Source organism: Streptomyces sp. Y20 (assembly GCF_043195475.1).
Classification (GTDB): Bacteria; Actinomycetota; Actinomycetes; order Streptomycetales; family Streptomycetaceae; genus Streptomyces.
Window position 1 is genome coordinate 268,130 of record NZ_JBIDDP010000002.1, and the last position, 24,993, is coordinate 293,122.

The window sequence follows — 24,993 nt, forward strand, 5'->3', positions numbered from 1 at the left end:
TCAGGCCAGCAGTTCCACCTCCGCCAGGTCCGACGCGCCGTCCAGGACCAAGCGGTACCTCGTGTACGTGCCGGGCGCGGCGATGGTGAAGGCACGGGTCTGCCGGTCCCAGGCGAACGTCTCACCGGAGCGGTGGTCCAGGGTCCGCCAGGCCGTGCCGTCGGCGGAGCCCTGGAGGGTCCAGCCGGCCGGCGCCCTGGTGTGGTCCGCCGACGAGGTCAGCGTGTACTGCACCGGCTTCACGGCGCCCGGGACCGGCAGGTCCGCCGAGGTGAGCGTCGCGCTCGTCGCCGAGGTGTCGTCGAAGAGCGGCCCCTCGCCCTTCAGGACGTCCGACCGGGGTGCCGGGACCTTGTCGTCCCGGGTGACGGAGACCGGCGCCGCGTCCTTCCCCGTGCCCCACGTCGACGGTTCGGCGCCCATGAGGAAGTCCAGCACCCCGCCCTCGGACAGCAGGGAGTGGGGGAGCGAGGTCGACGTCCAGGGGCGGCCGTTGAACGTGACGCCCTGGACGTAGACGTTCCTGGCGCTGTTGCGCGGCGCCCGGACCACCAGGTCCCGGCCGTTCTCCAGGTGCACGGTGACCTGCTTGAACAGCGGAGAGCCGATGGAGTACTCGCCACTGCCCATGACCAGCGGGTAGAAGCCGAGCGCGGAGAAGAGGTACCAGGCCGACTGCTCGCCGTTGTCCTCGTCACCGTGGTAGCCCTGCCCGATCTCGCTGCCGGTGTAGAGCCGGGAGAGCGCCTCGCGCACGAGGGCCTGCGTCTTCCAGGGCTGACCGGCCGCGTCGTACATGTAGAGCACGTGGTGCGCGACCTGGTTGGAGTGGCCGTACATGCCCATGCGGACGTCCCGGGCCTCGGTCATCTCGTGGATGACTCCGCCGTAGGAGCCGACGTAGTCCGGGGAGGCCGTCTCGGGGGTGGCGAAGTACGTGTCGAGCTTGTCCGCGAGGCCGTCCCGGCCGCCGTAGAGGTTGGCCAGGCCCCGGCTGTCCTGCGGGGCGGAGAAGGCGTAGCCCCAGCCGTTGGTCTCCGTGTAGTCGTAGCCCCACACGCGCGGGTCGTACTCCGAGGACTTCACGCGCCACTCGCCCCCGGCGTCCCGGCCCTGGAAGAAGCCGGCCCTGGCGTCGAACAGCCTGACGTAGTCCCGGGCCCGGTCGAGGAAGTACTCCGACTCCTCGCGGTAGCGTTTCTCACCCGTCTTGCGGTAGAGCGCCTCGCCCATCTTCGCGATGCCGTAGTCGTTGACGTAGCCCTCCATCGCCCAGGACAGGCCCTCGTGCGTGTCGGTGCCGGTGTAGCCGAGGAAGGGCGAGGTGCTCATGCCCTTGCGGCCCACGCCCGGCATCGGCGGGACGACGGTCGCGTTCTTCACGGCCGCGTCGTAGGCCGCCCGCGCGTCGAACTTCACGCCCTTGACGTAGGCGTCGGCGAACGCCACGTCCGAGGAGGTGCCGGTCATGAGGTCGGCGTAGCCGGGGGAGGACCAGCGTGAGGTCCAGCCGCCGTCCTTGTACTGCTGCACGAACCCGTCGACCATGCGCCCCGCCTGGGCGGGCGTCAGGAACGCGTACGCGGGCCAGGTGGTGCGATAGGTGTCCCAGAAGCCGTTGTTGACGTACACCGTGCCGTCGACGATCTTCGCGCCGGTGTGCGTCGGGGTGTCCGGGCCCGGCATGGGGGAGAAGGGGGAGGCGTACCGGTTCTTCCCGCCGGCCTTCTCGAAGCCGGAGTTGGGGTAGAGGTACAGCCGGTACAGCCCGGAGTACAGCGTGGTCAGCTGGTCCGGGGTCGCGCCCGCCACCTCGACCCTGCCCAGCAGCTTGTCCCAGACGCGCCGGGCGTGGGCCCTGACCGTGTCGAAGGACGCGCCGTCCGGGACCTCCTGGCGCAGGTTGTCCTTCGCCTGGTCGACGCCGATGAGCGAGGTGGCGATCCGCAGGGTGACGGTGCGGTCGGCGCCCGCGTCGAAGCGCAGGAAGCCCTTCACCCCGCTCGTGCCGCCGGCCGTCACGGGCTTGTCGAACTCGCCGTACACGAACAGCCGGGTAGCGCCCGTGGACAGCCCCGACTTGACGTCCGAGTAACCGGTGAGGGTGCCGTGCTCCTTGTCGAGGGTCAGACCGGCCTGCTCGGTGACGTTGTCGAACAGCACGCTCGCGTCGTCACCGGGGTAGGTGAAGCGGAGGACGGCCGCGTGGTCGGTCGGGGTCATCTCGGCTTTGAGGCCGTTGTCGAACCGGACGCCGTAGTAGTAGGGCCGCGCGGTCTCGTTCTCGTGCCGGAAGGGCAGTGCCCGCGCCTCGCGCCCGGTGTCCGGGGTGCCGGACGCGGTCGACGGCATCAGCTGGAAGGTCTGCCGGTCGCCCATCCACGGGCTCGGCTCGTGACTGGCGCTGAACGCCTGGATCGTCGGCAGGTTGTCGGCGTTGTTCGCACGTGCGTACTCGTACAGCCAGCTCAGCGAGGACGCGTTGGTGACCGGCGTCCAAAAGTTGAAGCCGTGCGGCAGGGCCGTCGCCGGGAAGTCGTTGCCGCGCGAGAAGCTGCCGCTGGAGTTGGTGCCGCGGGTGGTCAGGGCGTAGTCCGACAGGTGCGCCTTCGGCCGCTCCGGCGCCACGGGTCCCAGGGACACGTCGTCGATCCAGCCGCGGAACTTCGCCGGACCGGCGGGGGAGTCGTACGCCACCAGGATCCGGTCGACCGTCCGGCCCGCCGCCACCGCGCCGATCCGGGCGCTCACGTTGTTCCACTGGTTGACGTACAACGCCTTCGACGCTCCCTGTCCGCGCGGTGAGAGCGGGAAGCCGTGCTCGTCCAGTGCGTTCAGATCGCTCAGATAGGTGCCGTCGGTGAAGGCCAGGTCGAGGGAGACGAAGGTGGCGTCGTAGTCACGGTCGCCGTCGGCCATCGAGGGGAAGAGGCGGTACGACAGCCGGGTGTCGCGGCCGACCTCCACGTTCACGTCGAAGACCTTGTTGTACGAGTACGCCCGGCCGGCCGCCGTGTGCCGTCCGGCGTAACGCAGGGCCCGCTTCCCGGTGAAACCGGCCCGCGCCTTGGCGGTCGGCGAGCCGCTCGGGCCCCGGTCGGTCAGGGTCAGCATGTCCTGCGGCACCGGTCCGCCCTCACTGCCGGTGGAGAACTGCACGTCGGCGAGCTGGAGGAGGTCAGGGGCACCGTTGTTCCGTGTCACCTCCAGCCGGAAGTGCCGGAACTCGGCCGGCTCTGCGAGGTCGTAGGACTTGGTCCGGAACCGTTCGGAGAACGCCTCGCCCGAGCGGGTGTCGACGGTCTTCCAGTCCTTGCCGTCGGTGGAGCCCCGCAGGGTCCAGTCCGCGGGGTCCCGTTCGGCGTAGTCGTTGGCCGAGGTGAGGGCGTACGTCGTTATCCGGATGGGCTTGTCCAGGTCGAACTCCACCCAGCCGGTGGAGCCGAAGGTCAGCCACTTGGTACCGGGCTCGCCGTCGACGAGGTTCTCCTTCACCTCGCCCGCGCCCGGGTTCTCGCCGCTCGCGCCGACCTCGGTGACGTGGTCGGTCACATTGCCCGGGATGCCGGTGCTGTACCCGCCGTCGACGCCCGAGGCGCGCTTGCCGCCGTCCGGCCCGGTGTCGACGGTGTTCAGCCAGTCCGGTGCCGGATCCCCCGCCTCGAAGGAGGACGCGAACTCCTGGCCGGCCGCCGCGGCCCTGGCCGGCAGGGCGACCGCCGCGCCCTGCGCGCCGACGGCCATGACAAAGGCGGCCGTGAGGACGGCCGCCGGGCCCCAGCTGTGCCGAGTTCTGAGCTGCATCTACGGAATTCCCCTCCTGCACCCTCTTCGGACAACGTTGTCAGCTGCGGGGCGCAGAAACCAGTAGGTGGTCAAGTGGCCGGGCATGTCAAGGGTGTTGACTGCGGCATTCAGGGCGTTATGCCGCTGGTTTTCCGGGCATGGCACGCATTGGCTCCGGATATTTCCGTGAGGTCTCAACTCGGAAAAGACCCATGGCCAACCTTGCGTTCGATCTTGCTCCGTCGGCCGGAAGTGGACTATACCTGTCGGCGCCCGGTACAGAATCGCACTCCCGGCACCACACGTACTCCGCACTTCCTGCACCACCCAGCTTGACCCGACCGCGGTGCCGGGCAGGATCCGGTTCACCGCCTGAGTCCTGGAGAAGGCGAGGACTTGAGCATGGGATCCAGTTCCGAAGGGGACCACGGCCGCGCAGGTGTGGGCCGCCGCGCACTGATCAAGCGGTCCGCCGCGCTAGGCCTGGTCGGTGTCCCGGCGATGAGCTTCCTGTCCGCGTGCGCCAGCGGTGGCGGTGGCGGAGGCGACGGCGAGGACACGGCCAAGGGGAAGACGTCGAAGGACAACCCCTTCGGCGCCAAGAAGGGCAGCAAGCTCGACGTCGTCGTCTTCAAGGGCGGATACGGCGACGACTACGCCAAGGCGTGGGAGGCCGACTTCGCCGGCAAGCTCGGCGTCACTTCCAGCCACACAGGCACCCAGGAGATCACCGGCAAGCTCCAGCCGCGCTTCAACGCGGGCAACCCGCCGGACATCGTGGACGACTCGGGCGCCCAGAAGATCAACATCGATGTGCTGTACAAGAACGGCCAGCTCCTCGACCTCGCCGAGGTCCTGGACGCGCCCTCGCTCGACGACCCGGCCCGCAAGGTCCGCGACACCCTGATCCCCGGCACGCTCGACCCGGGCATGCAGGAGGGCAAGATCGTCGCGCTGAACTACATCTACACGGTCTGGGGCCTGTGGTACTCCGGCAAGCTCTTCAAGGAGAAGGGCTGGCAGGCGCCGAAGACCTGGGACGACTTCCTCGCCATCTGCAAGGACGCGAAGTCGCAGGGCATCGGCGGTCTCGCCCACCAGGGCAAGTACCCGTACTACATCAACGTCGCCCTGATGGACCTGATCGCCAAGAAGGGCGGTCTGGACGCGATGAAGGCCATAGACAACCTGGATCCGAAGGCGTTCGTCGGCTCCGAGGCCGCGCAGGCCGCCGTCGAGGCCGTCTACGAGGTGGTCGAGAAGGGCTATCTGATGCCCGGCACGAACGGCCTGACCCACACCGAGTCGCAGACCCGCTGGAACCAGTACAAGGCCGCGTTCATCACCTGCGGCTCCTGGCTGGAGAACGAGCAGCTCAAGCAGACGCCGACGGACTTCGACATGAAGTTCCTGCCCATGCCGCTGCTGCCCGGCAGCGCCCTGCCGTTCGAGGCGATCCGGGCCGGCTCGGGCGAACCCTTCGTCATCCCCTCGAAGGCCGGGAACCTGCCGGCCGCCAAGGAGTTCATGCGGCGCATGCTCTCCAAGGAGTGGTCGACGCTCTTCGCCAAGCAGGCCAACTCGCTCACCATCCTCAAGGACGGCGTCGACCCGGATGTGCGGCTGCGCCCGGGCACCCAGTCCACGGTCGAGGCGTCCAAGGCGGCCGGTGACCACACCTTCCGCTACCTGTACACCGAGTGGTACGGCGAGATGGGCACCGCCATCGAGGCCGCGTCCAACGAGCTGATGGCCCGGCGCATCCAGCCCAAGGAGTGGCTGAAGAGGTGTCAGGCAGCGGTGGACAAGCAGGCCAAGGACCCCGCGTCCAAGAAGAACCACCGGGACTAGGCCCGCCGGGCGGCCCCCCGGGGACGCGGGTGTGACTGCGGATGGCGGCCCGTCGCGGCGTGTCGCGCAGTTCCCCGCGCTCCCTCAGGGGCGCCACTGCGGACCGGAACGTCAGGGGCAGGTATGCGCAAAGGGCAGTACCGGTTCGTCACGGGGTTTCTCCTCGTCCCCGTGGCGCTTTATCTGATCTTCGTGATCTGGCCGTACATCCAGACGATCGGTTATTCACTGACCGACTGGAGGGGAGAGTCGCAGACCTTCCGCTTCGTGGGTCTGGACAATTACCGGGCGCTGTTCCAGGACGACATCTTCCTGGAGGCCGTCTGGCACAACATCCTCTTCCTGATCTTCATCCCGGTGATCACGATTCTGCTCGCCCTGTTCTTCGCCTTCATGCTGAACGCGGGCGGGCGCAGCCGGGCCGGCGGGGTGCGAGGAGTCACCGGAGCGACGTTCTACAAGATCCTCTACTTCTTCCCGCAGGTGCTGTCCCTGGCGATCCTCGCGGTGCTCTTCAACGCCGTGTACCGAAGCGACGGCGGCGGTCTGCTCAACGGCCTGCTGATCAAGACCGGGCTGGTCGACGCCGACAACCCCGTCGAATGGCTCAACGAGCCGAACATGGTCCTCTGGGCGCTGATGCTGGTCGTGGTCTGGCACGGCGTCGGCTTCTACCTGGTGTTGTTCTCCGCCGCCATGCAGTCCGTCCCGCGGGACATCTACGAGGCCGCCCTGATCGACGGGGCGAGCCGCGACCAGTCCTTCTTCCGCATCACCCTGCCCCTGCTGTGGGACTCGGTGCAGACCGCCTGGGTCTACCTCGGCATCGTCGCCATGGACATGTTCGTCCTGGTGTCCGCCATGACCCAGAACATGGGCGCGTACGGCGGCGGCCCCGACCACCACAGCGACGTGATGTCGACGGTGATGATGCGCAACTTCCTCTACTACGGCAAGAGCGGCTACGCCTGTGCCATGGGCGTCGTCATGCTGCTGCTCACGCTGGTCCTGTCCGTGGTCACGCTGCGCGCCACCCGCCGCGAGCGCATCGAGTTCTGAGCGGGAGAGACGACGATGAGCACACCCATCAAGGAAACCGCCCCCGCGCCGGCCCGGCGGCCCGTCGCCAGGACCCCCCTGCGAGCCGGCGGCCGGCGCGGCGAGGGTGTGGTCCTGAACGCCTTCTCCCACGGCTTCCTCGCCCTGTGGGCCCTGCTGATCGTGCTGCCGCTGCTGTGGCTGGTGCTCAGCTCCTTCAAGACCGACACCCAGATCGGCGGCTCGGCCTTCGGCTGGCCCCGGCACTGGTCCCTGGACGTCTTCGCCCGCGCCTGGGACAAGGGCATCGGCGACTACTTCCTGAACACCTTGATCGTCCTGGTCTTCTCCGTGCCGCTGACGATGCTCTTCGGGTCGATGGCCGCCTACGTCCTGGCCCGCTACCCGTTCCCGGGCAACCGGCTGCTGTACTACTTCTTCGTCGCCGGCGCGATGTTCCCGGTGTTCCTGGCCCTGGTCCCGCTGTTCTTCATGGTCAAACGGCTGGACATGCTGAACACCTACCAGGGGCTGGTGCTGGTCTACATCGCGTACTCGATGCCGTTCACGGTGTTCTTCATGCACGCCTTCTTCCGGACCCTGCCCACCGCTGTCTTCGAGGCGGCCGTCCTGGACGGCGCCTCGCACACCCGGACGTTCTTCCAGGTGATGCTGCCCATGGCCAAGCCGGGGCTGATCAGCGTAGGGATCTTCAACACGCTGGGGCAGTGGAACCAGTTCATCCTGCCCACGGTCCTCATGCAGCCGCAGAGCGGTTCCGACCCCGAGCGCTACGTCCTCACCCAGGGCCTGATCCAGCTGAACCAGCAGCAGGGATACGCCGCCGACCTGCCGGTCCTGTTCGCGGGTGTGACCATTGCCATGATCCCGATGCTGGTGGTGTACCTGTCCTTCCAGCGCCAGGTGCAGGCGGGGCTGACCTCGGCGACCCTTAAGTAACCGCACGTCGCGACCGTCCGCGCGCACGCCGCTCCCGGCTCCGGGGACGGCGCGCACGCGTATGTCCGGATACCCGGAAACGGTTCAACCTCTTGACGGGAGTCACCCCGAACGGCTCAGCTTAGAGTTCACTAGTTGGACATACACGGGGCCTCGCCGAAGCGGCCCCGCGCTCAGGAGGTCGTCGTGGAGACTCCAGGGTCGCAGTCATCACTGCACCGGGCCAACCTGGAGCGGGTCGTCCGGGCCGTGCGCCTGGCCGGGTCCCTCACGCAGGCGGAGATCGCGCGGACGACCGGTCTGTCGGCCGCGACCGTCTCCAATATCGTGCGGGAACTGAAGGACGGCGGGACCGTCGAGGTCACGCCGACGTCCGCGGGCGGGCGGCGGGCCCGCAGCGTCAGCCTGAGCGGGGACGCCGGCATCGTGATCGGCGTCGACTTCGGGCACACCCATCTGCGCGTCGCGATCGGGAACCTCGCCCACCAGGTGCTGGCCGAGGAGGCCGAGCCGCTGGACGTCGACGCCTCCGCCGACCAGGGCTTCGACCGGGCCGAACAGCTGGTCAGCCGGCTCGTCGCGGCCACCGGGGTGGACCGGTCCAAGGTGGCCGGCGTGGGACTCGGCGTGCCGGGTCCGATCGACGTGGAGTCCGGCACGCTGGGGTCCACCGCGATCCTGCCGGGCTGGGGCGGCACCAAGCCCGCCGAGGAGTTGCGCGAACGGCTGGGCGTGCCCGTGCACGTGGACAACGACGCCAACCTCGGTGCCCTCGGCGAGCTGGTCTGGGGCAGCGGCAAGGGCGTGCGCGACCTGGCGTACATCAAGGTCGCGAGCGGCGTCGGCGCCGGTCTGGTGATCGACGGGAAGATCTACCGCGGTCCCGGCGGCACGGCCGGCGAGATCGGGCACATCACCCTGGACGAGTCCGGCCCGGTCTGCCGCTGCGGCAACCGCGGCTGCCTGGAGACCTTCGCGGCGGCACGCTACGTGCTCCCGCTGCTCCAGCCGAGTCACGGCAGCGAGCTGACCATGGAGGGCGTCGTACGGCTGGCCAGGGACGGTGACCCGGGCTGCCGCCGGGTGGTCGCCGACGTGGGCCGCCACATCGGCAGCGGAGTGGCCAATCTCTGCAACCTGCTGAACCCGAGCCGGGTGGTCCTCGGCGGTGATCTCGCCGAGGCCGGTGAGCTGGTCCTCGGGCCCATCAGGGAGTCGGTCGGCCGCTACGCCATCCCCAGCGCGGCGCGCCAACTGTCCGTGCGCCCCGGGGCACTTGGCGGTCGTGCGGAGGTGCTGGGGGCGCTCGCCCTGGCCCTCAGCGAGATGGGCGATTCGACCCTTTTGGAGGGGGCGCTCCAGGTGGCGACCCCTGCCTTCACTTAGAGAACGGATGGCACCGTTGCCATCTCGTTAAGGATTTACTTCTTGACGTCGCACGTGTGGCCGAGTTGACTTCCAGCCACCTCGGCCGCAACGACGCGGCCTCGTCAGGGAGGTTTCTCAAGTGAACGCACGTATGCGTCGTGTCGCCGTTGCCGTCGCCGCCGGTGCCATGGCCGTCTCGCTGGCCGCATGTGGCAGTGCCAAGGAGTCCAAGGGTGGCGGCGACCACGCCGGCTCCGGCAAGAAGAAGGGCGACGCCATCACGGTGGGCCTGCTCCTTCCGGAGAACCAGACCGCGCGGTACGAGAAGTTCGACAAGCCCATCATCGAGAAGCAGGTCAGCGACCTGACGAACGGCAAGGGCAAGGTCGTCTACGCGAACGCCAAGCAGGACGCCACCACGCAGAACCAGCAGGTCGACACGATGGTGACCAACAAGGTCGACGTGCTGATCGTGGACGCGGTGGACTCCAAGGCCATCGCCAGCTCGGTCAAGAAGGCCAAGGACGAAGGCATCCCGGTCGTCGCCTACGACCGCCTGGCCGAGGGCCCGATCGACGCCTACACCTCCTTCGACAACGAAGCGGTGGGCCACACTCAGGGCAAGGCCCTGCTGAAGGCGCTGGGCGACAAGGCCAAGCCCTCCGCCAAGATCGTGATGATGAACGGCGCGATCACCGACCCGAACGCCGCCTTCTTCAAGAAGGGCGCGCTGGCGGAGCTCAAGGGCAAGGTCGACATCGCCAAGTCGTACGACACCAAGGAGTGGAAGCCGGAGAACGCCAACGCCAACATGGAGGGCGCCATCTCCGCCCTCGGCAAGAAGAACATCGTGGGCGTCTACTCGGCCAACGACGGCATGGCCGGCGGTATCATCACCGCGCTCAAGGCCGCGGGCATCAACGTCCCGGTGACCGGCCAGGACGCCGAGCTCGCCGGTGTGCAGCGCATCGTGACGGGCGACCAGTACATGAGCGTGTACAAGTCCTACCCGCAGGAGGCCGCCGTGGCCGCTAAGATGGCCGTCGCGCTCGGCAAGGGCGAGAAGCTCGACTCCATCGCCACGAGCAAGGTCGACAGCCCGACCACGAAGCAGGTCCCCTCGGTCATCGTCCCGGTCATCTCGCTGACCAAGGACAACATCAAGGAGACCGTCATCAAGGATGGCTTCTACACGATCAGCGACATCTGCACCGACAAGTACAAGTCGGCCTGCGACAAGATCGGTCTGAAGTAAGCAGCCCCACGACTCGCACCGCGCGCGTTGCCCGAGGATCCCCCCGGCAGGCACGTGCGGTGACAAGCCCCTCCGGCGCCCCGCATCCACCAGCCCCGCAAAGCTAGGGCGGGGCGCCGGACGGACCCCCCTTTCCACACTTCTGCACAACCTCCCGCCGGGTCAGGCGGCGAAGGAGATGGTTCACGTGTCCGCTACGCCCGTGCTGGCGTTGCGCGGGGTCTCCAAGCGGTTCGGTGCCGTCCAGGCGCTCACCGACGTCGAGCTTGAGGTCCACGCCGGTGAAGTGGTCGCCCTGGTGGGCGACAACGGCGCCGGAAAGTCCACGCTGGTCAAGACGATCGCCGGCGTGCATCCCATCGATGAGGGCGTCATCGAGTGGGACGGCAAGGCCGTCACGATCAGCAAGCCGCACGACGCCCAGAACCTGGGCATCGCGACCGTCTACCAGGACCTCGCGCTGTGCGACAACATCGACGTCGTCGGCAACCTCTACCTGGGCCGGGAGCTGCGCAAGCGCGGCGTCCTGGACGAGGTGGAGATGGAGCGCCGCTCCCGTGAGCTGCTCACCACGCTGTCGATCCGCATCCCCAGCGTGCGCATCCCGATCGCCTCGCTCTCCGGCGGTCAGCGCCAGACCGTGGCCATCGCCCGTTCCATGCTCGGCGAGCCCAAGCTGGTCATCCTCGACGAGCCCACCGCGGCCCTCGGTGTCGAGCAGACCGCGCAGGTCCTCGACCTGGTGGAGCGGCTGCGCGAGCGTGGCCACGCCGTGATCCTCATCAGCCACAACATGGCCGATGTGAAGGCTGTGGCGGACAAGGTCGCCGTGCTGCGCCTGGGGCGCAACAACGGCGTGTTCGAGGTCAAGTCCACCTCGCAGGAAGAGATCATCTCCGCCATCACCGGTGCCACGGACAACGCCGTGACCCGCCGTGCGGCGCGCAACGGGGAGGCTCAGAAGTGAGCATCGACAAGACCTCCGCCCCTGCCGGGCCCCACACCGTGGAGAACCCGGAGGCCGCCGCCGGCTCCGACGTGGCGGTCGACCCCCGGCTGCTCGTGCGCGAGCAGGGCTTCGCCGGCTACGTCGGCGAGTTCAAGCGCAAGATCCGCGCCGGTGACCTCGGCTCCATCCCGGTCGTCGTCGGCCTGATCGTCATCTGGGCGATCTTCGCCAGCCTGAACTCGAACTTCCTCACCGCGGGCAACCTGTCCGACATCTCCGTGGCCATGGTCGGCACGGGCATGATCGCCGTGGGCATCGTCTTCGTCCTGCTGCTCGGCGAGATCGACCTGTCGGTCGGTTCGGTCAGCGGTGTCGCGGGCGCCGCCTTCGCCGTCCTCAACATCACGCACGGCATGGCCGAGTGGCTGGCGCTGATCCTCGCCATCCTCACCGGCGCGGTCGCGGGCACGATCCACGGCTTCTTCTTCGCCCGGGTCGGTGTCCCGGCCTTCGCCGTCACCCTGGCCGGCCTGCTGTTCTGGAACGGCTTCATGCTCCAGATCCTCGGCAGCAACGGCACGATCAACCTGGACGACAGCGGTCTGGTCGCCAAGCTGAGCGGCTACTACTTCAGCGACGTGGCGGCCGCCTACGGCCTCGCCGTCGTCGCCGTCGTGGTGTTCTTCCTCACCGCGTTCTTCGACAACCGCCGCCGTGAGGCCGCGGGTGTGCCGTCCCGTCCGCTGAGCGAGATCATCGTCCGCACGGTGCTCCTCGCCGTCGTGGCCTTCGCCGCCGCCGCCGTCTTCAACCAGTACAAGGGCCTGCCGCTGGCCGTGGTCCTGTTCCTGGCGGTCCTGGTGATCACCGACTTCGTGCTGCGCCGCACGGCGTACGGCCGCAAGATCTTCGCCCTCGGCGGCAGCATCGAGGCGTCCCGCCGGGCCGGCATCAACGTCGCGGCGGTCCGGATCTCGGTCTACGCCATCTCCGGCACCTTCGCGGCCATCGGCGGTCTGTTCATCGCCTCCAAGATCACCTCGGCCAACCAGGGCGCCGGTGGCGGCGACCTGCTGATGAACGCGATCGCGGCGGCCGTGATCGGCGGCACGTCCCTGTTCGGCGGCCGGGGCCGGACCTGGAACGCGCTCCTCGGCGTGCTGGTGATCGTCTCCATCCAGTACGGCCTCGCCCTCCAGGGCATCGCCTCCCCGGTCCAGTACATGATCACCGGCGGCGTCCTGCTGGCCACGGTCGTCATCGACGCGGTGACCCGCAAGACGCAGAAGTCGGCCGGGCGGGCGTAACACCCGGACGGTCCCCGTGCCCGGCGCCCTCGCGGCGCCGGGCACTTACGTGTCTTGCACCCGGGCACCACCCGCGAAGCCGGAACATTAGACTCGACAAGCCCGGCAACGCTCGATCAGCTCTACTGCAAGGAGGCACGGGTGCCGCTGCTGACCCGTATCACGGGACCGCGCGATCTGGACCGGCTCAGCCTGGAGGAGCTGGACCAGCTGGCAGGGGAGATCCGGACCTTCCTCGTCGACGCGGTTTCCAAGACCGGCGGCCACCTCGGCCCGAACCTCGGTGTGGTGGAGCTGACCATCGCCCTGCACCGGGTCTTCGACTCGCCGAAGGACAAGGTGCTGTGGGACACCGGCCACCAGTCCTACGTGCACAAGCTGCTCACCGGCCGGCAGGACTTCTCCCGGCTGAAGATGAAGGGCGGCTTGTCGGGCTACCCCTCGCAGGCCGAGTCCGAGCACGACGTCATCGAGAACAGCCACGCCTCCACGGTCCTCGGCTGGGCCGACGGCATCGCCAAGGCCAACCAGCTGCGCGAGCGGGACAGCCGGGTCGTCGCCGTCATCGGTGACGGCGCGCTGACCGGCGGCATGGCCTGGGAGGCGCTGAACAACATCGCCGAGGCCAAGGACCGCCCGCTCGTCATCGTCGTCAACGACAACGAGCGCTCCTACGCCCCGACCATCGGCGGACTCGCCAACCACCTGGCGACGCTGCGCACGACCGAGGGTTACGAGCGCTTCCTGGCCCGCACCAAGGACATCCTCGACCGCACCCCGGTCGTCGGACGGCCGCTGTACGAGACGCTGCACGGCGCCAAGAAGGGGCTGAAGGACTTCATCGCCCCGCAGGGCATGTTCGAGGACCTGGGCCTGAAGTACGTCGGCCCCATCGACGGGCACGACATCGAGGCGCTGGAGTCGGCGCTGGCCCGGGCCAAGCGGTTCGGCGGCCCGGTGATCGTGCACTGCCTGACCGAGAAGGGCCGCGGCTACCAGCCCGCCCTCCAGGACGAGGCCGACCGCTTCCACGCCGTCGGCAAGATCCACCCCGACACCGGGCTGCCGATCGCCTCCTCGGGCGCCGACTGGACGTCCGTGTTCGGCGAGGAGATGGTGCGGCTCGGCGAGGAGCGCGACGACATCGTCGCGATCACCGCGGCCATGCTCCAGCCCGTCGGCCTGGACAAGTTTGCCAAGCGCTTCCCCGAGCGGGTGTACGACGTCGGGATCGCCGAGCAGCACGGCGCCGTGTCCGCGGCCGGCCTCGCCCACGGAGGGCTGCACCCCGTCTTCGCCGTGTACGCCACTTTCCTCAACCGCGCCTTCGACCAGGTCCTCATGGACGTCGCCCTGCACCGGTGCGGGGTGACCTTCGTGCTCGACCGGGCCGGTGTCACGGGCACCGACGGCGCCTCGCACAACGGCATGTGGGACATGTCCCTCCTCCAGGTCGTGCCGGGGCTGCGGCTCGCCGCGCCGCGCGACGCCGACCAGGTCCGCGCCCAGCTGCGCGAGGCCGTCGCCGTCGAGGACGCGCCGACCGTGGTGCGCTTCTCCAAGGGCGCCGTCGGCCCCGCCGTACCGGCCGTGGGCCGGGTCGGCGGCATGGACGTGCTCCGCGAGCCCGGCACCGACGACCCGGACGTGCTGCTGGTCTCCGTGGGCGCCCTCGCCCCGATGTGCCTGGAGATCGCCGCCCTGCTGGACCGGCAGGGGATCTCCACCACCGTGGTCGACCCGCGCTGGGTCAAGCCCGTCGACGAGGCCATGGCCCCGCTGGCCGAGCGGCACCGGGTCGTCGTCACCGTCGAGGACAACAGCCGCGTCGGCGGTGTCGGCTCCACGATCGCCCAGGCGCTGCGCGACGCGGGCGTGGACGTGCCGCTGCGCGACTTCGGCATCCCGCCGCGCTTCCTCGACCACGCCTCCCGCGCCGAGGTGCTCACCGAGATCGGGCTGACCGCGCCCGACATCGCCCGCCAGGTCACCGGGCTGGTCTCCAAGCTCGACGGCCGGTTCGACCGCCCGGCCGACGCGGTGGACTCCGTGGAACCCGCGCGCGACTAGAACCACACGCTCCCGGGCGCCGGCTCCGCCACTCCAGGTGGCGGAGCCGGCGTTTTTGCGTGAACCTGCCTGTGCCGGGGCATACGCGTCCCCAGCCCTCTCGAATCATGTCGAGGACGACAAGCGCGTGGGAGGTAGGCCCGTGAGCAGTACCCTCTTCCGCACGAAGAAGGTCGAGCAGTCCATCCTCGACACCGAGGAGCCGGAGCACGCGCTCAAGAAGTCCCTGTCCGCGCTGGACCTGACCGTGTTCGGCGTCGGTGTGATCATCGGCACCGGCATCTTCGTCTACACCGGGTCGGTCGCCAAGACGACCGCGGGCCCCGCGATCTCCCTGTCGTTCGTCGCCGCGGGCGTCGCCTGCGCCCTCGCCGCCCTGTGCTACGCCGAGTTCGCCTCCAGCGTCCCGGTGGCGGGGTCCGCGTACACCTTCTCGTACGCCTCGATCGGCGAGCTGCCCGCCTGGATCATCGGCTGGGACCTGGTCCTGGAGTTCGCGCTGGGCACGGCGGTGGTCGCCGTCGGCTGGTCGGGCTATTTCCGGTCGTTCCTCGACACCAACATCGGCTGGCACGTCCCCGCCGCGCTCGGCGGACGGGACAACGCCCACGGCTTCGGGTTCGACATCTTCGCCGCCCTGCTGGTGCTGGCGCTCACGGCCATCCTCGTCGTCGGCATGAAGCTGTCCGCGCGCGTCACCCAGGTGGTCGTGGCGGTCAAGGTGACCGTCGTGCTCGTCGTCATCATCGCGGGCGCGTTCATCGTCAACACGGCCCACTACAACCCGTACATCCCCCCGGCGCAGCCCGCGGCGGCCGGCGGCAACCTCAAGGCCCCGCTGATCCAGCTGATGTTCGGCTGGGCACCGTCCAACTTCGGTGTGATGGGCATCTTCACCGGCGCCTCGATCGTGTTCTTCGCCTTCATCGGCTTCGACGTGGTGGCCACGGCCGCCGAGGAGACCCGCAACCCGCAGCGCGACATGCCCCGCGGCATCATCGGCTCCCTCGTCATCTGCACACTGCTCTACGTCGCGGTGTCGATCGTCGTCACCGGCATGGAGAAGTACACGAAGCTGTCCGTGGAGGCCCCGCTCGCGGAGGCCTTCAAAGCCACGGGGCACCCCTGGTACGCGGGCGTGATCAGCTTCGGCGCCACCATCGGACTCATCACCGTCTGCATGATCCTGCTGCTCGGCCAGACCCGGGTGTTCTTCGCGATGAGCCGCGACGGGCTGCTGCCGCGGTTCTTCTCGCGCACCCACCCCCGCTTCCGCACCCCGTACCGGCCGACGATCCTCCTCGGCGTCATCATCGCGGTCGTCGCGGGCTTCACGAGCCTGACGACCCTCGGCGAACTGGTGAACATCGGCACGCTCTTCGCGTTCATCGTCGTCGCGATCAGTGTCGTCATCCTCCGCCGGAGCCGCCCCGACCTGCCCCGCGCGTTCCGCACCCCGTGGGTCCCGGTCATCCCGATCCTGTCGGTGTGCGCCTCGCTGTGGCTGATGCTGAACCTGCCCGCCGAGACATGGCTGCGCTTCGCGATCTGGATGGTCATCGGCTTCGTCGTCTACTTCCTCTACGGCCGCTCGCACAGCCGCCTCGGCCGGCGGGAGAGCGCCGCGGCCGGGCAGGCCGCACCGCCGCCGAGCGGGGACACCGCGTAACCGGACGCGTTCCGGCACCGGCCCCGTATGTCCGCCACGGCGCGGACCGCGGGGCCGGATAGCGTGCTGACCATGCTCGCCGCCCCGCTCGCCCCCGTACGGACCACGGTCACCCGGACGGCGTACTGGCCGCGGCTGCTGCCCCTCCTGGCGGCCCTGGCCTGTGCCACCCGGATCCCGTCCTTCGTCCGGCCGCTGTGGAATCCCGACGAGGGCTATCTCGCCGTACAGGCCGGGCTGCTGCTCCAGGGCGGCCGGCTGTACGACACGGTGGTGGACCGCAAGCCACCGCTGCTGCCCTGGCTGTACCAGGCCGCGTTCGCGGTCTGCGGATCCGGCTCGCTGACCCCGCTGCGGGTGCTCGCCGTCCTCGCCCAGCTGCTCACCGCCGTGGCGCTGGCCTCCCTCGCCCGCCGCCGCTGGGGCGACCGGGCGGGCCGCACCGCCGGAGTGCTGTACCTGCTGGTCTCTGTCGGCCTCAACCCCGAGGACGCGCAGGCCGCCACCTTCGAGGTGTTCATGCTGCCCGCCACCGCCGCGGCCCTGTGGTGCGCCGACCGGGGGCGCTGGGGCGCGGCCGGTACCGCCGTCGCCGTCGCGTTCCTGACCAAGCAGACCGGGGGCGCGGTCCTGCTGCCGGTGGCCTGGCTGCTGCACAGCCGGGGCGCCCCGCGCGCGGACGTGGCACGGCTCGCGGCCGGCTGCGTGGTGCCGGTGGCCGCCGCGGCCCTGCTCACCGGCCCGGCCGGTTTCCTGTTCTGGACGGTGACCGGTTCCGCCGCGTACGCCTCCCCCGCCGGCTCCGCACTGCACGTCCTGGCCCGTGCGTCGGCCAACACCGCGCTGCTGGGCGGGGCGTCGGCGGGCCTGCTTCCGCCCGTCGTACGGGCCGTGCGCGCCGCCCGCTGCCCGGCGCCCGAGCTGTGGCTGTGGCTGGCCTCCTCGGCCGCCGCCGTCACCCTCGGCCTCCACTTCTTCGGCCACTACTACCTCCAGCTCACCCCGCCGCTGGCCCTCCTGGCGACCGCCGCGCTCCAGACCCCGCCCCGGGACCGGCACCGGGCCGCCGTCCGGATCTCCGCCTGCTGCTGCGCCCTCTTCGTGGCCTGGGGCCTGCTCGCCCCGCGACCCGAACTCCGGCACAGCGAACGGCTCGCGGCGGCCCTCGCCCACCGCACCCGGCCCGCCGACCGGGTCCTCGTATGGGGCATACACCCGGAGACGTACTGGCTGGCCGGGCGCACCCCCGCCACCCGCTACCTCACCGCGGGTCTGCTCACCAACTACAGCGGGGGCCGCGACGGCTTCCGGGTCGGCGAGGAGTACGCCGTCGCCGGCACCTGGCCGGTCTTCCGCCGGGAGCTGGCCGCGCACGCCCCGGCGCTGGTCGTGGACGACTCCCGGGGCGGGCCGTACGCCCCCGACCGCGTCCCCACCCTGCGCCGGCTGCTGGCCGCGGGGTACACGCTCGCGGGCCGGGTGGACGGCGCGCTACTGTACGCCCCGGTACCGGGGGCACGGCGGGCGTGGCTCAGCCCAGGACCGTACGGGGGCCGGCCACCTGCGCGCCCAGCTCCGCCACGCGGCGCCGCAGCTCACGGTCGGCGGTGATCACCAGGCGGGCCCGGCCGGCGCTCGCGGCGGTCAGCTCCACGATCCGGTCGTCGCCGCTGTCCGGTGCCGCCTCCACCCGCACGCCCGGCACCGATGTCACCCCACGGGCCGCGCCCTCGACCACGAGCACGATCTCCACCGGTTCCCCGCGCCCGGGCAGGCCCTGGTCCGCCAGCCGGTCCCGCAGCCGCTCGGCCGCCCCCTCACGGTCGCGCCACCAGCCGTCGGGGCGCGAACCGACGACGTTCGCGCCGTCCACGATCACGAGCAGCGGGGCCGGGGGAGGCGGGGCGTCCAGGGGCTCGGTCATGCGGCAAGGGTGCCACGGCGGCGGGTGGGGCCCGGGCCCCGGGGCCGCTGCCGAGCGGCTTAAAGTGAACCGGTGAACGGCGACTGGCTCCTCCGCGGCCGAGACGGCCGGCTCAGTGTCTACCAGACGTCGGGCGACGCCGTCCTGTGCCGGGCGGAGCGCGGCCCCGGCGGCCCCTGGTCCGCCCCGCGCCGGGTGGGCGGCGACCAGCGGCTGCACCCCGTCCTCGCGGTCGGCCAGGGCCCCGACGGCTACGCCCACCTGGTCTCCTGGCGGCCCACCGGCAAGGGCGAGTCCGGGCTCGTGCACTCCACGCACTTCCGCCCGCACCTGGCCGCCCTGGACTGGAACCCGGTCGGCCACCCGCACAAGAAGGGCGGCCGGACCGGCACCCCCGCGGTCGCCGTCGACGCCCAGGGCCGCGCCCATCTCTTCGTGCCCGACGGCGACGGCGGGGTGAGCCTGCTCGCACAGAAGGAGAAGGGCGGCTGGGACCCCTGGCGGGACCTGAAGGGCGACGAGGTGAGCGACGGACTGGCCGCGGTCACGGGGGAGTCCGGCAGGGTCGAGCTGTACGCGGCGGTGCCGCAGGGCCTGCTGCACTGGCGCCAGGAGGAGCCGGGCGCCCAGCCCGTGCTCCGGGAGACCCTCAGGACCCCGGTCCGCCCGGGCACCCTGCGCGCGCTCGCCACCTCACCCGACCGGACGACCGTCTTCTACACCGACACCTCCGGCGACCTGTGCGCGTGGCGCCCCGGCGACGAACCGGCCACCCTCCTGCCGGCGGCGGGCCCCGGACCGGTCGCGGCGGTCCGCTGCGCGCTGGACGGGTACGACTGCACCCTGCTGGCCCAGCGGTCGGCGAGCGGACGCGTCGCCTTCGCCGCCTACCCGACCGAGGTGGAGCCCGCGGGCGCCTGGTGGACCGAGTCGGGCCCGCAACTGCCCCTGGACGCGCCGGTGTGCCTCGCGACGGACGAGGAGGACCGGGTGGTGGCGGCGACGTGGTCCCCGTCGACCGGGCGGCTCCTGCTGACCCGGCGCAAGGACGAGCCGGGGCTCGCGCTGGAGGCGTGGCGGGAGGCGTGATCCCGCCCGGCGCGCGGGCAACGGCCGGAGAAACGCCGGGTGCCCGCACTCCCGGAGGAGCGCGGGCACCCGGCGTCCGACCGGACAGGCGTTACGCGGGCACGCTCGCCACGCCCGGCGCCAGGAACTTCTTGCCGTTCACGCGCTCCGAGACACCCTCACGGTCCAGGTACGGCGTGACGCCGCCCAGGTGGAAGGGCCAGCCGGCGCCCGTGATCAGGCACAGGTCGATGTCCTGGGCCTCGGCGACGACGCCCTCGTCGAGCATGAGCCCGATCTCCTGCGCCACCGCGTCCAGCACCCGGGCCCGCACCTGCTCCTCGGTGAGGACGGTGTCGCCCTGCTTCAGCAGCGCGGCGACCTCGGGGTCCAGCTCCGGCTTGCCGCTGTCGTAGACGTAGAAGCCGCGCTTGCCGGCCTCGACGACCGCCTTCAGGTTCGGGGAGACGGTGAAGCGGTCCGGGAAGGCCCGGTTGAGGGTCTCCGAGACGTGCAGGCCGATGGCGGGGCCGACCAGCTCCAGCAGCACCAGCGGGGACATCGGCAGGCCGAGCGGCTCGACGGCCTTCTCGGCGACCTCGACCGGGGTGCCCTCGTCGATGACGTTCTGGATCTCGCCCATGAAGCGGGTCAGGATGCGGTTCACGACGAACGCCGGGGCGTCCTTGACCAGTACCGCGGTCTTCTTCAGCTTCTTGGCCACCGCGAAGGCGGTCGCCAGCGAGGCGTCGTCCGTCTGCTCGCCGCGGACGATCTCCAGCAGCGGCAGGACCGCGACCGGGTTGAAGAAGTGGAAGCCCACGACCCGCTCGGGGTTCTTGAGCTTCGACGCCATCTCCGTCACCGACAGGGACGAGGTGTTGGTGGCGAAGATCGCGTGCGCCGGGGCGACCGCCTCGACCTCCGCGAACACCTGCTGCTTGACCCCGATCTCCTCGAACACGGCCTCGATGACGAAGTCCGCGTCCGCGAAGCCCTCGGCCTTGTCCAGCACACCGGTGACCAGGGCCTTGAGGCGGTTGGCCTTGTCCTGGTTGATACGGCCCTTGCCGAGCAGCTTGTCGATCTCGGCGTGGACGTAGCCCACACCCTTGTCGACGCGCTCCTGGTCGATGTCGGTCAGGACGACCGGCACCTCCAGGCGGCGCAGGAACAGCAGGGCGAGCTGGGAGGCCATCAGACCGGCGCCGACGACACCGACCTTGGTGACCGGGCGCGCCAGGCTCTTGTCCGGGGCGCCGGCGGGGCGCTTGCCGCGCTTCTGCACGAGGTTGAACGCGTAGATGCCCGAGCGGAGTTCACCGCCCATGATCAGGTCGGCGAGGGCCTGGTCCTCGGCGTCGTAACCCTGCTGGAGGTCGCCGTTCTTCGCGGCGGCGATGATGTCCAGGGCGCGGTAGGCGGCCGGGGCCGCGCCGTGCACCTTGGAGTCGGCGATGAACCGGCCGCGTGCGACCGCCTGGTCCCAGGCTTCGCCGCGGTCGATCGCCGGGCGCTCGACCGTGACGTCGCCCTTGAGGACCTGGGCGGTCCACAGCAGCGACTGCTCCAGGAAGTCGGCGCCCTCGAACAGGGCGTCGGCGATGCCCAGTTCGAAGACCTGCGCGCCCTTGAGCTGCTTGTTCTGGTTGAGCGAGTTCTCGATGACGACCGAGACGGCCTTGTCGGCGCCGATCAGGTTGGGCAGCAGCGTGCAGCCGCCCCAGCCGGGGACCAGGCCGAGGAAGACCTCGGGCAGGGAGAACGCCGGGATCGCCTTGGAGACGGTGCGGTAGGTGCAGTGCAGGCCGACCTCGACACCGCCGCCCATCGCCGCGCCGTTGTAGTAGGCGAACGTCGGGACGGCCAGCGTCGACAGGCGCTTGAAGACCTCGTGGCCGCCCTTGCCGATGGCGAGCGCGTGCTCGTGCTCCTTGAGCAGCTCGACGCCCTTGAGGTCCGCGCCGACCGCGAAGATGAACGGCTTGCCGGTGATGCCGGCACCGACGATCTCGCCGTCGGCGGCCTCCTTCTCCACCTGGTCGATCGCGGTGTCGAGGTTCGCGAGCGAGGCGGGCCCGAAGGTGGTCGGCTTGGTGTGGTCCAGGCCGTTGTCCAGCGTGATCAGCGCGAAGCGGCCGGCGCCGAACGGCAGGTCGAAGTGGCGCACGTGCGCACTGGTGACGACCTCGTCGGGAAACAGCTCCGAAGCCTGCTTCAGAAGCTCGGTGGTGGTGCTCACTTGTCCCCCTCGAAGTGCGGGTTCTCCCAGACGACCGTCGCGCCCATGCCGAAGCCGACGCACATGGTGGTCAGGCCGTAGCGGACGTGCGGCTGCTCCTCGAACTGGCGGGCCAGCTGCGTCATCAGACGGACGCCGGAGGAGGCCAGCGGGTGACCGTAGGCGATGGCGCCGCCGTACTGGTTGACGCGCTCGTCGTCGTCCGCGATGCCGTAGTGGTCGAGGAAGGCGAGGACCTGGATGGCGAAGGCCTCGTTGATCTCGAACAGCCCGATGTCGGAGATGGACAGGCCCGCCTTGGCGAGGGCCTTCTCCGTGGCCGGGATCGGGCCGTAGCCCATGACCTCCGGCTCGACGCCCGCGAAGGCGTACGAGACGAGGCGCATCTTCACCGGGAGGTTGTTCTCGCGGGCGAAGTCCTCGCTCGCGATGATCGACGCGGTGGCGCCGTCGTTCAGACCGGCCGCGTTACCGGCGGTGACCCGGCCGTGCACACGGAACGGCGTCTTCAGGCCCGCCAGGTTCTCCAGCGTGGTGCCCGGGCGCATCGGCTCGTCGGCGGTGACCAGGCCCCAGCCCGTCTCGCCGCCCTCGGGGCTGGTCCGGCGCACCGAGATCGGCACCAGGTCCTGCTGGATCTTGCCGTTGGCGTACGCCTTGGCGGCCTTCTCCTGCGAGCGCACCGCGTACTCGTCGGTGCGCAGCTTGGTGATGTGCGGGTAGCGGTCGTGCAGGTTCTCCGCGGTCATGCCCATGAACAGGGCCGACTCGTCGACCAGCTTCTCGGAGACGAACCGCGGGTTCGGGTCCACGCCCTCGCCCATGGGGTGGCGGCCCATGTGCTCGACGCCACCGGCGATGACGGCGTCGTAGGCGCCGAAGGCGATCGAACCGGCGGTGGTGGTCACGGCGGTCAGCGCGCCGGCGCACATGCGGTCGATCGAGTAACCGGGGACGGACTGCGGCAGGCCCGCGAGGATGCCGGCGGTGCGGCCGAGGGTCAGGCCCTGGTCACCGATCTGCGTGGTCGCGGCGATGGCGACCTCGTCGATCTTCTTCGGGTCCAGACCGGGGTTGCGGCGCAGCAGCTCCCGGATCGCCTTCACGACGAGGTCGTCGGCCCGGGTCTCGTGGTAGATGCCCTTCGGGCCCGCCTTGCCGAACGGGGTGCGGACGCCGTCGACGAAGACGACATCCCTGACGGTACGAGGCACGATTGGCTCTCCTCCAGGGTGCGGGATGGCACTGCTGCGATGCGCTGAGCGCGCGCTCAGAACCCATGCTACTTATGAGTAACGTAGCTGCACAGTCCTGCCGCCCCAAGCGGTGAACGTCACACCCACCGGCCGGCCCGGCACCCGTACGGCCCTCGCCGCGCGCCCCCAGGATCTTGGCGCGATCTCGACGTTCGCCCCGGCTACTCGCGGGCGGCGACGCGCCGGGCCCCCCGGAAGGAGCACGGGCAGCGACGCGCCGGGGCCCCGGGAAGGGCACGGCAGCCACGCGACCGTGACCACGGACGGCCCGCGGCGGCACCCGACGACGACGCCGCGGACGTGCGGGCGGGGGCCCGCGACCCGGCGGGATCGGCGGGATCGGGGGGACCGCCCCTGGGTCGCGGGTGCGGGACCCCCGGCCCGGGCGCCTTTCGGCGGGCGTGCGTGCGGGGCCCCGGCCCCCGTGCGGCCCGGAGGACGGCCTCCGGGTCGCGGACGGTCGTGCAGGGGGCTGCGCGATCCGGCGGAATCGACGGATGCCCTCGCGCGGGCGCGCGTGCGACTTCTCGCGCATTGCGTCGGCGACGCGCGCCTCGGATGCCTTCGCGCGGGCGCGCGTGCGACTCCCGGCCCCGGCACGTTCCGGAGGGCGGCATCTGGGCTGCGGACGGCGTGCGGGACCCGCGGCCCCGGCGCCTCTCGGCGGGCGTGCGTGCGGGGCATCCGGCTACCGCGCGTTCCGGCGGGCGGCCGCTGAGCCGGGGACGGGCGTGAGGGGCCCGCGATCCGGCGGGGTCCGACGGACGGCCTCCGGGGCGCGGACGGGTGGGCGGCACCCCCGCAGCGGCGGGATCCGGCGGTCGGGTGCCCTACGCGCCCTGGGTCGACAGGGCGTCCACCAGTACCGGTGTCACCAGCTCGACCTGCCACGGACGGGCGCCGTATCCGGCCAGCGCGGTCGCCACCGACGCGGCGTCCACGGTCCGCGGCGGCTCCCAGCAGATCCGCCGCACCGTGTCCGGGGAGATCACGTTCTCCTGCGGCATCGTGACCCGCTCGGCCACCGCGGACACCGCCGCCCGCGCCGCGGAGAGCCGGGCCGCGGCGACCGGGTCCTTGTCGGCCCACGCCCGGGGCGGCGGCGGGCCGGTCACCGGCTGGCCCGGCTGCGGCAGCGCGCTCTCCGGCAGGGCCTTGGCCCGGTCCACGGCCGCCTGCCACTGCTCCAGCTGCCGGCGGCCCGTCCGGTGCCCGAAACCGTTCAGCGCGGCGAGCGCGTGGACGTTGGCCGGCACGGCGAGCGCCGCCTCGACGATGGCCGCGTCGCTCAGCACCTTGCCCGGTGACACATCGCGCCGCTGGGCGATCCGGTCCCGGGCCTCCCACAGCTCCCGTACGACGGCCAGCTGCCGGCGCCGGCGCACCTTGTGCATCCCGGAGGTGCGGCGCCAGGGGTCCTTGCGGGGCTCGGCCGGCGGCGCGGCGGCGATCGCGTCGAACTCCTGGTGCGCCCATTCCAGCTTGCCCTGCCGGTCCAGCTCCTTCTCCAAGGCGTCCCGCAGGTCGACGAGCAGCTCCACGTCCAGCGCGGCGTACCGCAGCCAGGGCTCGGGCAGCGGCCGGGTCGACCAGTCGACGGCGGAGTGGCCCTTCTCCAGCACGTACCCGAGGACGCCCTCCACCATCGCGCCGAGGCCGACCCGGGGGAACCCGGCGAGCCGGCCGGCCAGCTCGGTGTCGAACAGGCGGGTCGGCACCATGCCTATCTCGCGCAGGCAGGGCAGGTCCTGGGTCGCCGCGTGCAGCACCCACTCGACGCCGGACAGGGCCTCGCCGAGGCCGGACAGGTCCGGACAGGCGACGGGGTCGATCAGCGCGCTGCCGGCGCCCTCGCGGCGCAGCTGCACCAGGTAGGCGCGCTGTCCGTAGCGGTAGCCGGAGGCGCGCTCGGCGTCCACGGCGACCGGACCGGAGCCGGCGGCGAAGGCGGCGGTCACCTCGGCGAGGGCCGCCTCGTCGGTGATCACGGGCGGAATGCCCTCGCGCGGTTCGAGCAGTGGGGTCGGCGCCTCCGTCACAGAAGATCCGGCGTCGTCCGGAGGCGTGACTCCGGTGATGCGCAGGGAGCCGTCTGCTGCGGTGTCTTGGGCGTCGGTCACCTGTCAAGGGTATCCGTGTGTGGACGGCGCCCGTCGACGGAACGTTCCGCCGACGGACGCTGAAGGGGCGTAAACCAGTCACCCTGGGGCGGCACGGGGTTCGCCAGGGTGGACGGTGATTGCTCCGGAG

Annotated in this window: 16 protein-coding genes; 11 read left to right on the forward strand and 5 right to left on the reverse strand. The window is 70.8% G+C overall.

All coding sequences use genetic code 11. The features are described 5' to 3' along the window. Window positions 1-3,804 (reverse strand): GH92 family glycosyl hydrolase, encoded by a 3,804-nt coding sequence (locus ACGFT1_RS06280; protein WP_373907864.1) that lies wholly within the window; start codon window positions 3,802-3,804, stop codon window positions 1-3. Between the two features lie 384 nt (window positions 3,805-4,188). Between ACGFT1_RS06280 and ngcE the strand changes: the two genes are divergently transcribed. The 10 genes from ngcE to ACGFT1_RS06330 all read left to right on the forward strand — a co-directional run bounded on the left by ngcE (window position 4,189) and on the right by ACGFT1_RS06330 (window position 17,864). Next, window positions 4,189-5,637, forward strand: coding sequence for an N-acetylglucosamine/diacetylchitobiose ABC transporter substrate-binding protein (gene ngcE, locus ACGFT1_RS06285; protein WP_373907865.1), 1,449 nt, complete (start codon window positions 4,189-4,191; stop codon window positions 5,635-5,637). Between the two features lie 123 nt (window positions 5,638-5,760). Then, on the forward strand, window positions 5,761-6,696 hold the full coding sequence (locus ACGFT1_RS06290) for a carbohydrate ABC transporter permease (RefSeq protein WP_373907866.1): 936 nt from the start codon (window positions 5,761-5,763) through the stop codon (window positions 6,694-6,696). Window positions 6,697-6,711: 15 nt separating this feature from the next. Continuing rightward, on the forward strand, window positions 6,712-7,635 hold the full coding sequence (locus ACGFT1_RS06295) for a carbohydrate ABC transporter permease (protein WP_373907867.1): 924 nt from the start codon (window positions 6,712-6,714) through the stop codon (window positions 7,633-7,635). A 186-nt stretch (window positions 7,636-7,821) separates the two neighbouring features. Then, the gene (locus ACGFT1_RS06300; RefSeq protein ID WP_373907868.1) at window positions 7,822-9,021 is read left to right on the forward strand and encodes an ROK family transcriptional regulator; all 1,200 of its coding nucleotides are present in this window, start codon (window positions 7,822-7,824) and stop codon (window positions 9,019-9,021) included. A gap of 133 nt (window positions 9,022-9,154) precedes the next feature. After that, window positions 9,155-10,258 (forward strand): substrate-binding domain-containing protein, encoded by a 1,104-nt coding sequence (locus ACGFT1_RS06305; RefSeq protein WP_373908227.1) that lies wholly within the window; start codon window positions 9,155-9,157, stop codon window positions 10,256-10,258. A 178-nt stretch (window positions 10,259-10,436) separates the two neighbouring features. Then, window positions 10,437-11,225: an ATP-binding cassette domain-containing protein gene (locus tag ACGFT1_RS06310; protein ID WP_373907869.1), complete on the forward strand. Its 789-nt coding sequence runs from the start codon at window positions 10,437-10,439 to the stop codon at window positions 11,223-11,225. Next, the gene (locus tag ACGFT1_RS06315) at window positions 11,222-12,514 is read left to right on the forward strand and encodes a sugar ABC transporter permease (protein WP_373907870.1); all 1,293 of its coding nucleotides are present in this window, start codon (window positions 11,222-11,224) and stop codon (window positions 12,512-12,514) included. The genes ACGFT1_RS06310 and ACGFT1_RS06315 overlap by 4 nt, the downstream gene beginning before the upstream one ends. Window positions 12,515-12,655: 141 nt before the next feature. Beyond that, window positions 12,656-14,584: a 1-deoxy-D-xylulose-5-phosphate synthase gene (gene dxs, locus ACGFT1_RS06320; RefSeq protein WP_373907871.1), complete on the forward strand. Its 1,929-nt coding sequence runs from the start codon at window positions 12,656-12,658 to the stop codon at window positions 14,582-14,584. A gap of 142 nt (window positions 14,585-14,726) precedes the next feature. Next, window positions 14,727-16,253: an amino acid permease gene (locus tag ACGFT1_RS06325; protein WP_373907872.1), complete on the forward strand. Its 1,527-nt coding sequence runs from the start codon at window positions 14,727-14,729 to the stop codon at window positions 16,251-16,253. Between the two features lie 72 nt (window positions 16,254-16,325). Next, window positions 16,326-17,864, forward strand: coding sequence for an ArnT family glycosyltransferase (locus ACGFT1_RS06330; RefSeq protein ID WP_373907873.1), 1,539 nt, complete (start codon window positions 16,326-16,328; stop codon window positions 17,862-17,864). Here ACGFT1_RS06330 and ACGFT1_RS06335 read toward each other — a convergent pair. Continuing rightward, entirely contained in the window at window positions 17,785-18,177 is a 393-nt protein-coding gene (locus ACGFT1_RS06335; protein ID WP_373907874.1) for an NTP pyrophosphohydrolase, read from the reverse strand. The genes ACGFT1_RS06330 and ACGFT1_RS06335 overlap by 80 nt on opposite strands. Window positions 18,178-18,249: 72 nt before the next feature. On the opposite strand from ACGFT1_RS06335, the gene ACGFT1_RS06340 reads away from it, so the two are divergent. Then, window positions 18,250-19,266, forward strand: a complete 1,017-nt coding sequence (locus ACGFT1_RS06340; protein WP_373907875.1) for a hypothetical protein — start codon at window positions 18,250-18,252, stop codon at window positions 19,264-19,266. Between the two features lie 91 nt (window positions 19,267-19,357). Here the strand turns inward: ACGFT1_RS06340 and ACGFT1_RS06345 are convergent, their stop codons facing one another. The 3 genes from ACGFT1_RS06345 to ACGFT1_RS06355 form a co-directional block, all read right to left on the reverse strand. Beyond that, a complete protein-coding gene (locus ACGFT1_RS06345; protein ID WP_373907876.1) occupies window positions 19,358-21,487 on the reverse strand; it encodes a 3-hydroxyacyl-CoA dehydrogenase NAD-binding domain-containing protein in 2,130 nt (709 codons plus the stop codon). Beyond that, window positions 21,484-22,701, reverse strand: coding sequence for an acetyl-CoA C-acyltransferase (locus ACGFT1_RS06350; protein WP_356817055.1), 1,218 nt, complete (start codon window positions 22,699-22,701; stop codon window positions 21,484-21,486). Before ACGFT1_RS06350 ends, ACGFT1_RS06345 begins: the two co-directional genes overlap by 4 nt. A gap of 872 nt (window positions 22,702-23,573) precedes the next feature. Next, window positions 23,574-24,863 (reverse strand): HRDC domain-containing protein, encoded by a 1,290-nt coding sequence (locus tag ACGFT1_RS06355; RefSeq protein WP_373907877.1) that lies wholly within the window; start codon window positions 24,861-24,863, stop codon window positions 23,574-23,576. Between the last annotated feature and the right edge of the window lie 130 nt (window positions 24,864-24,993).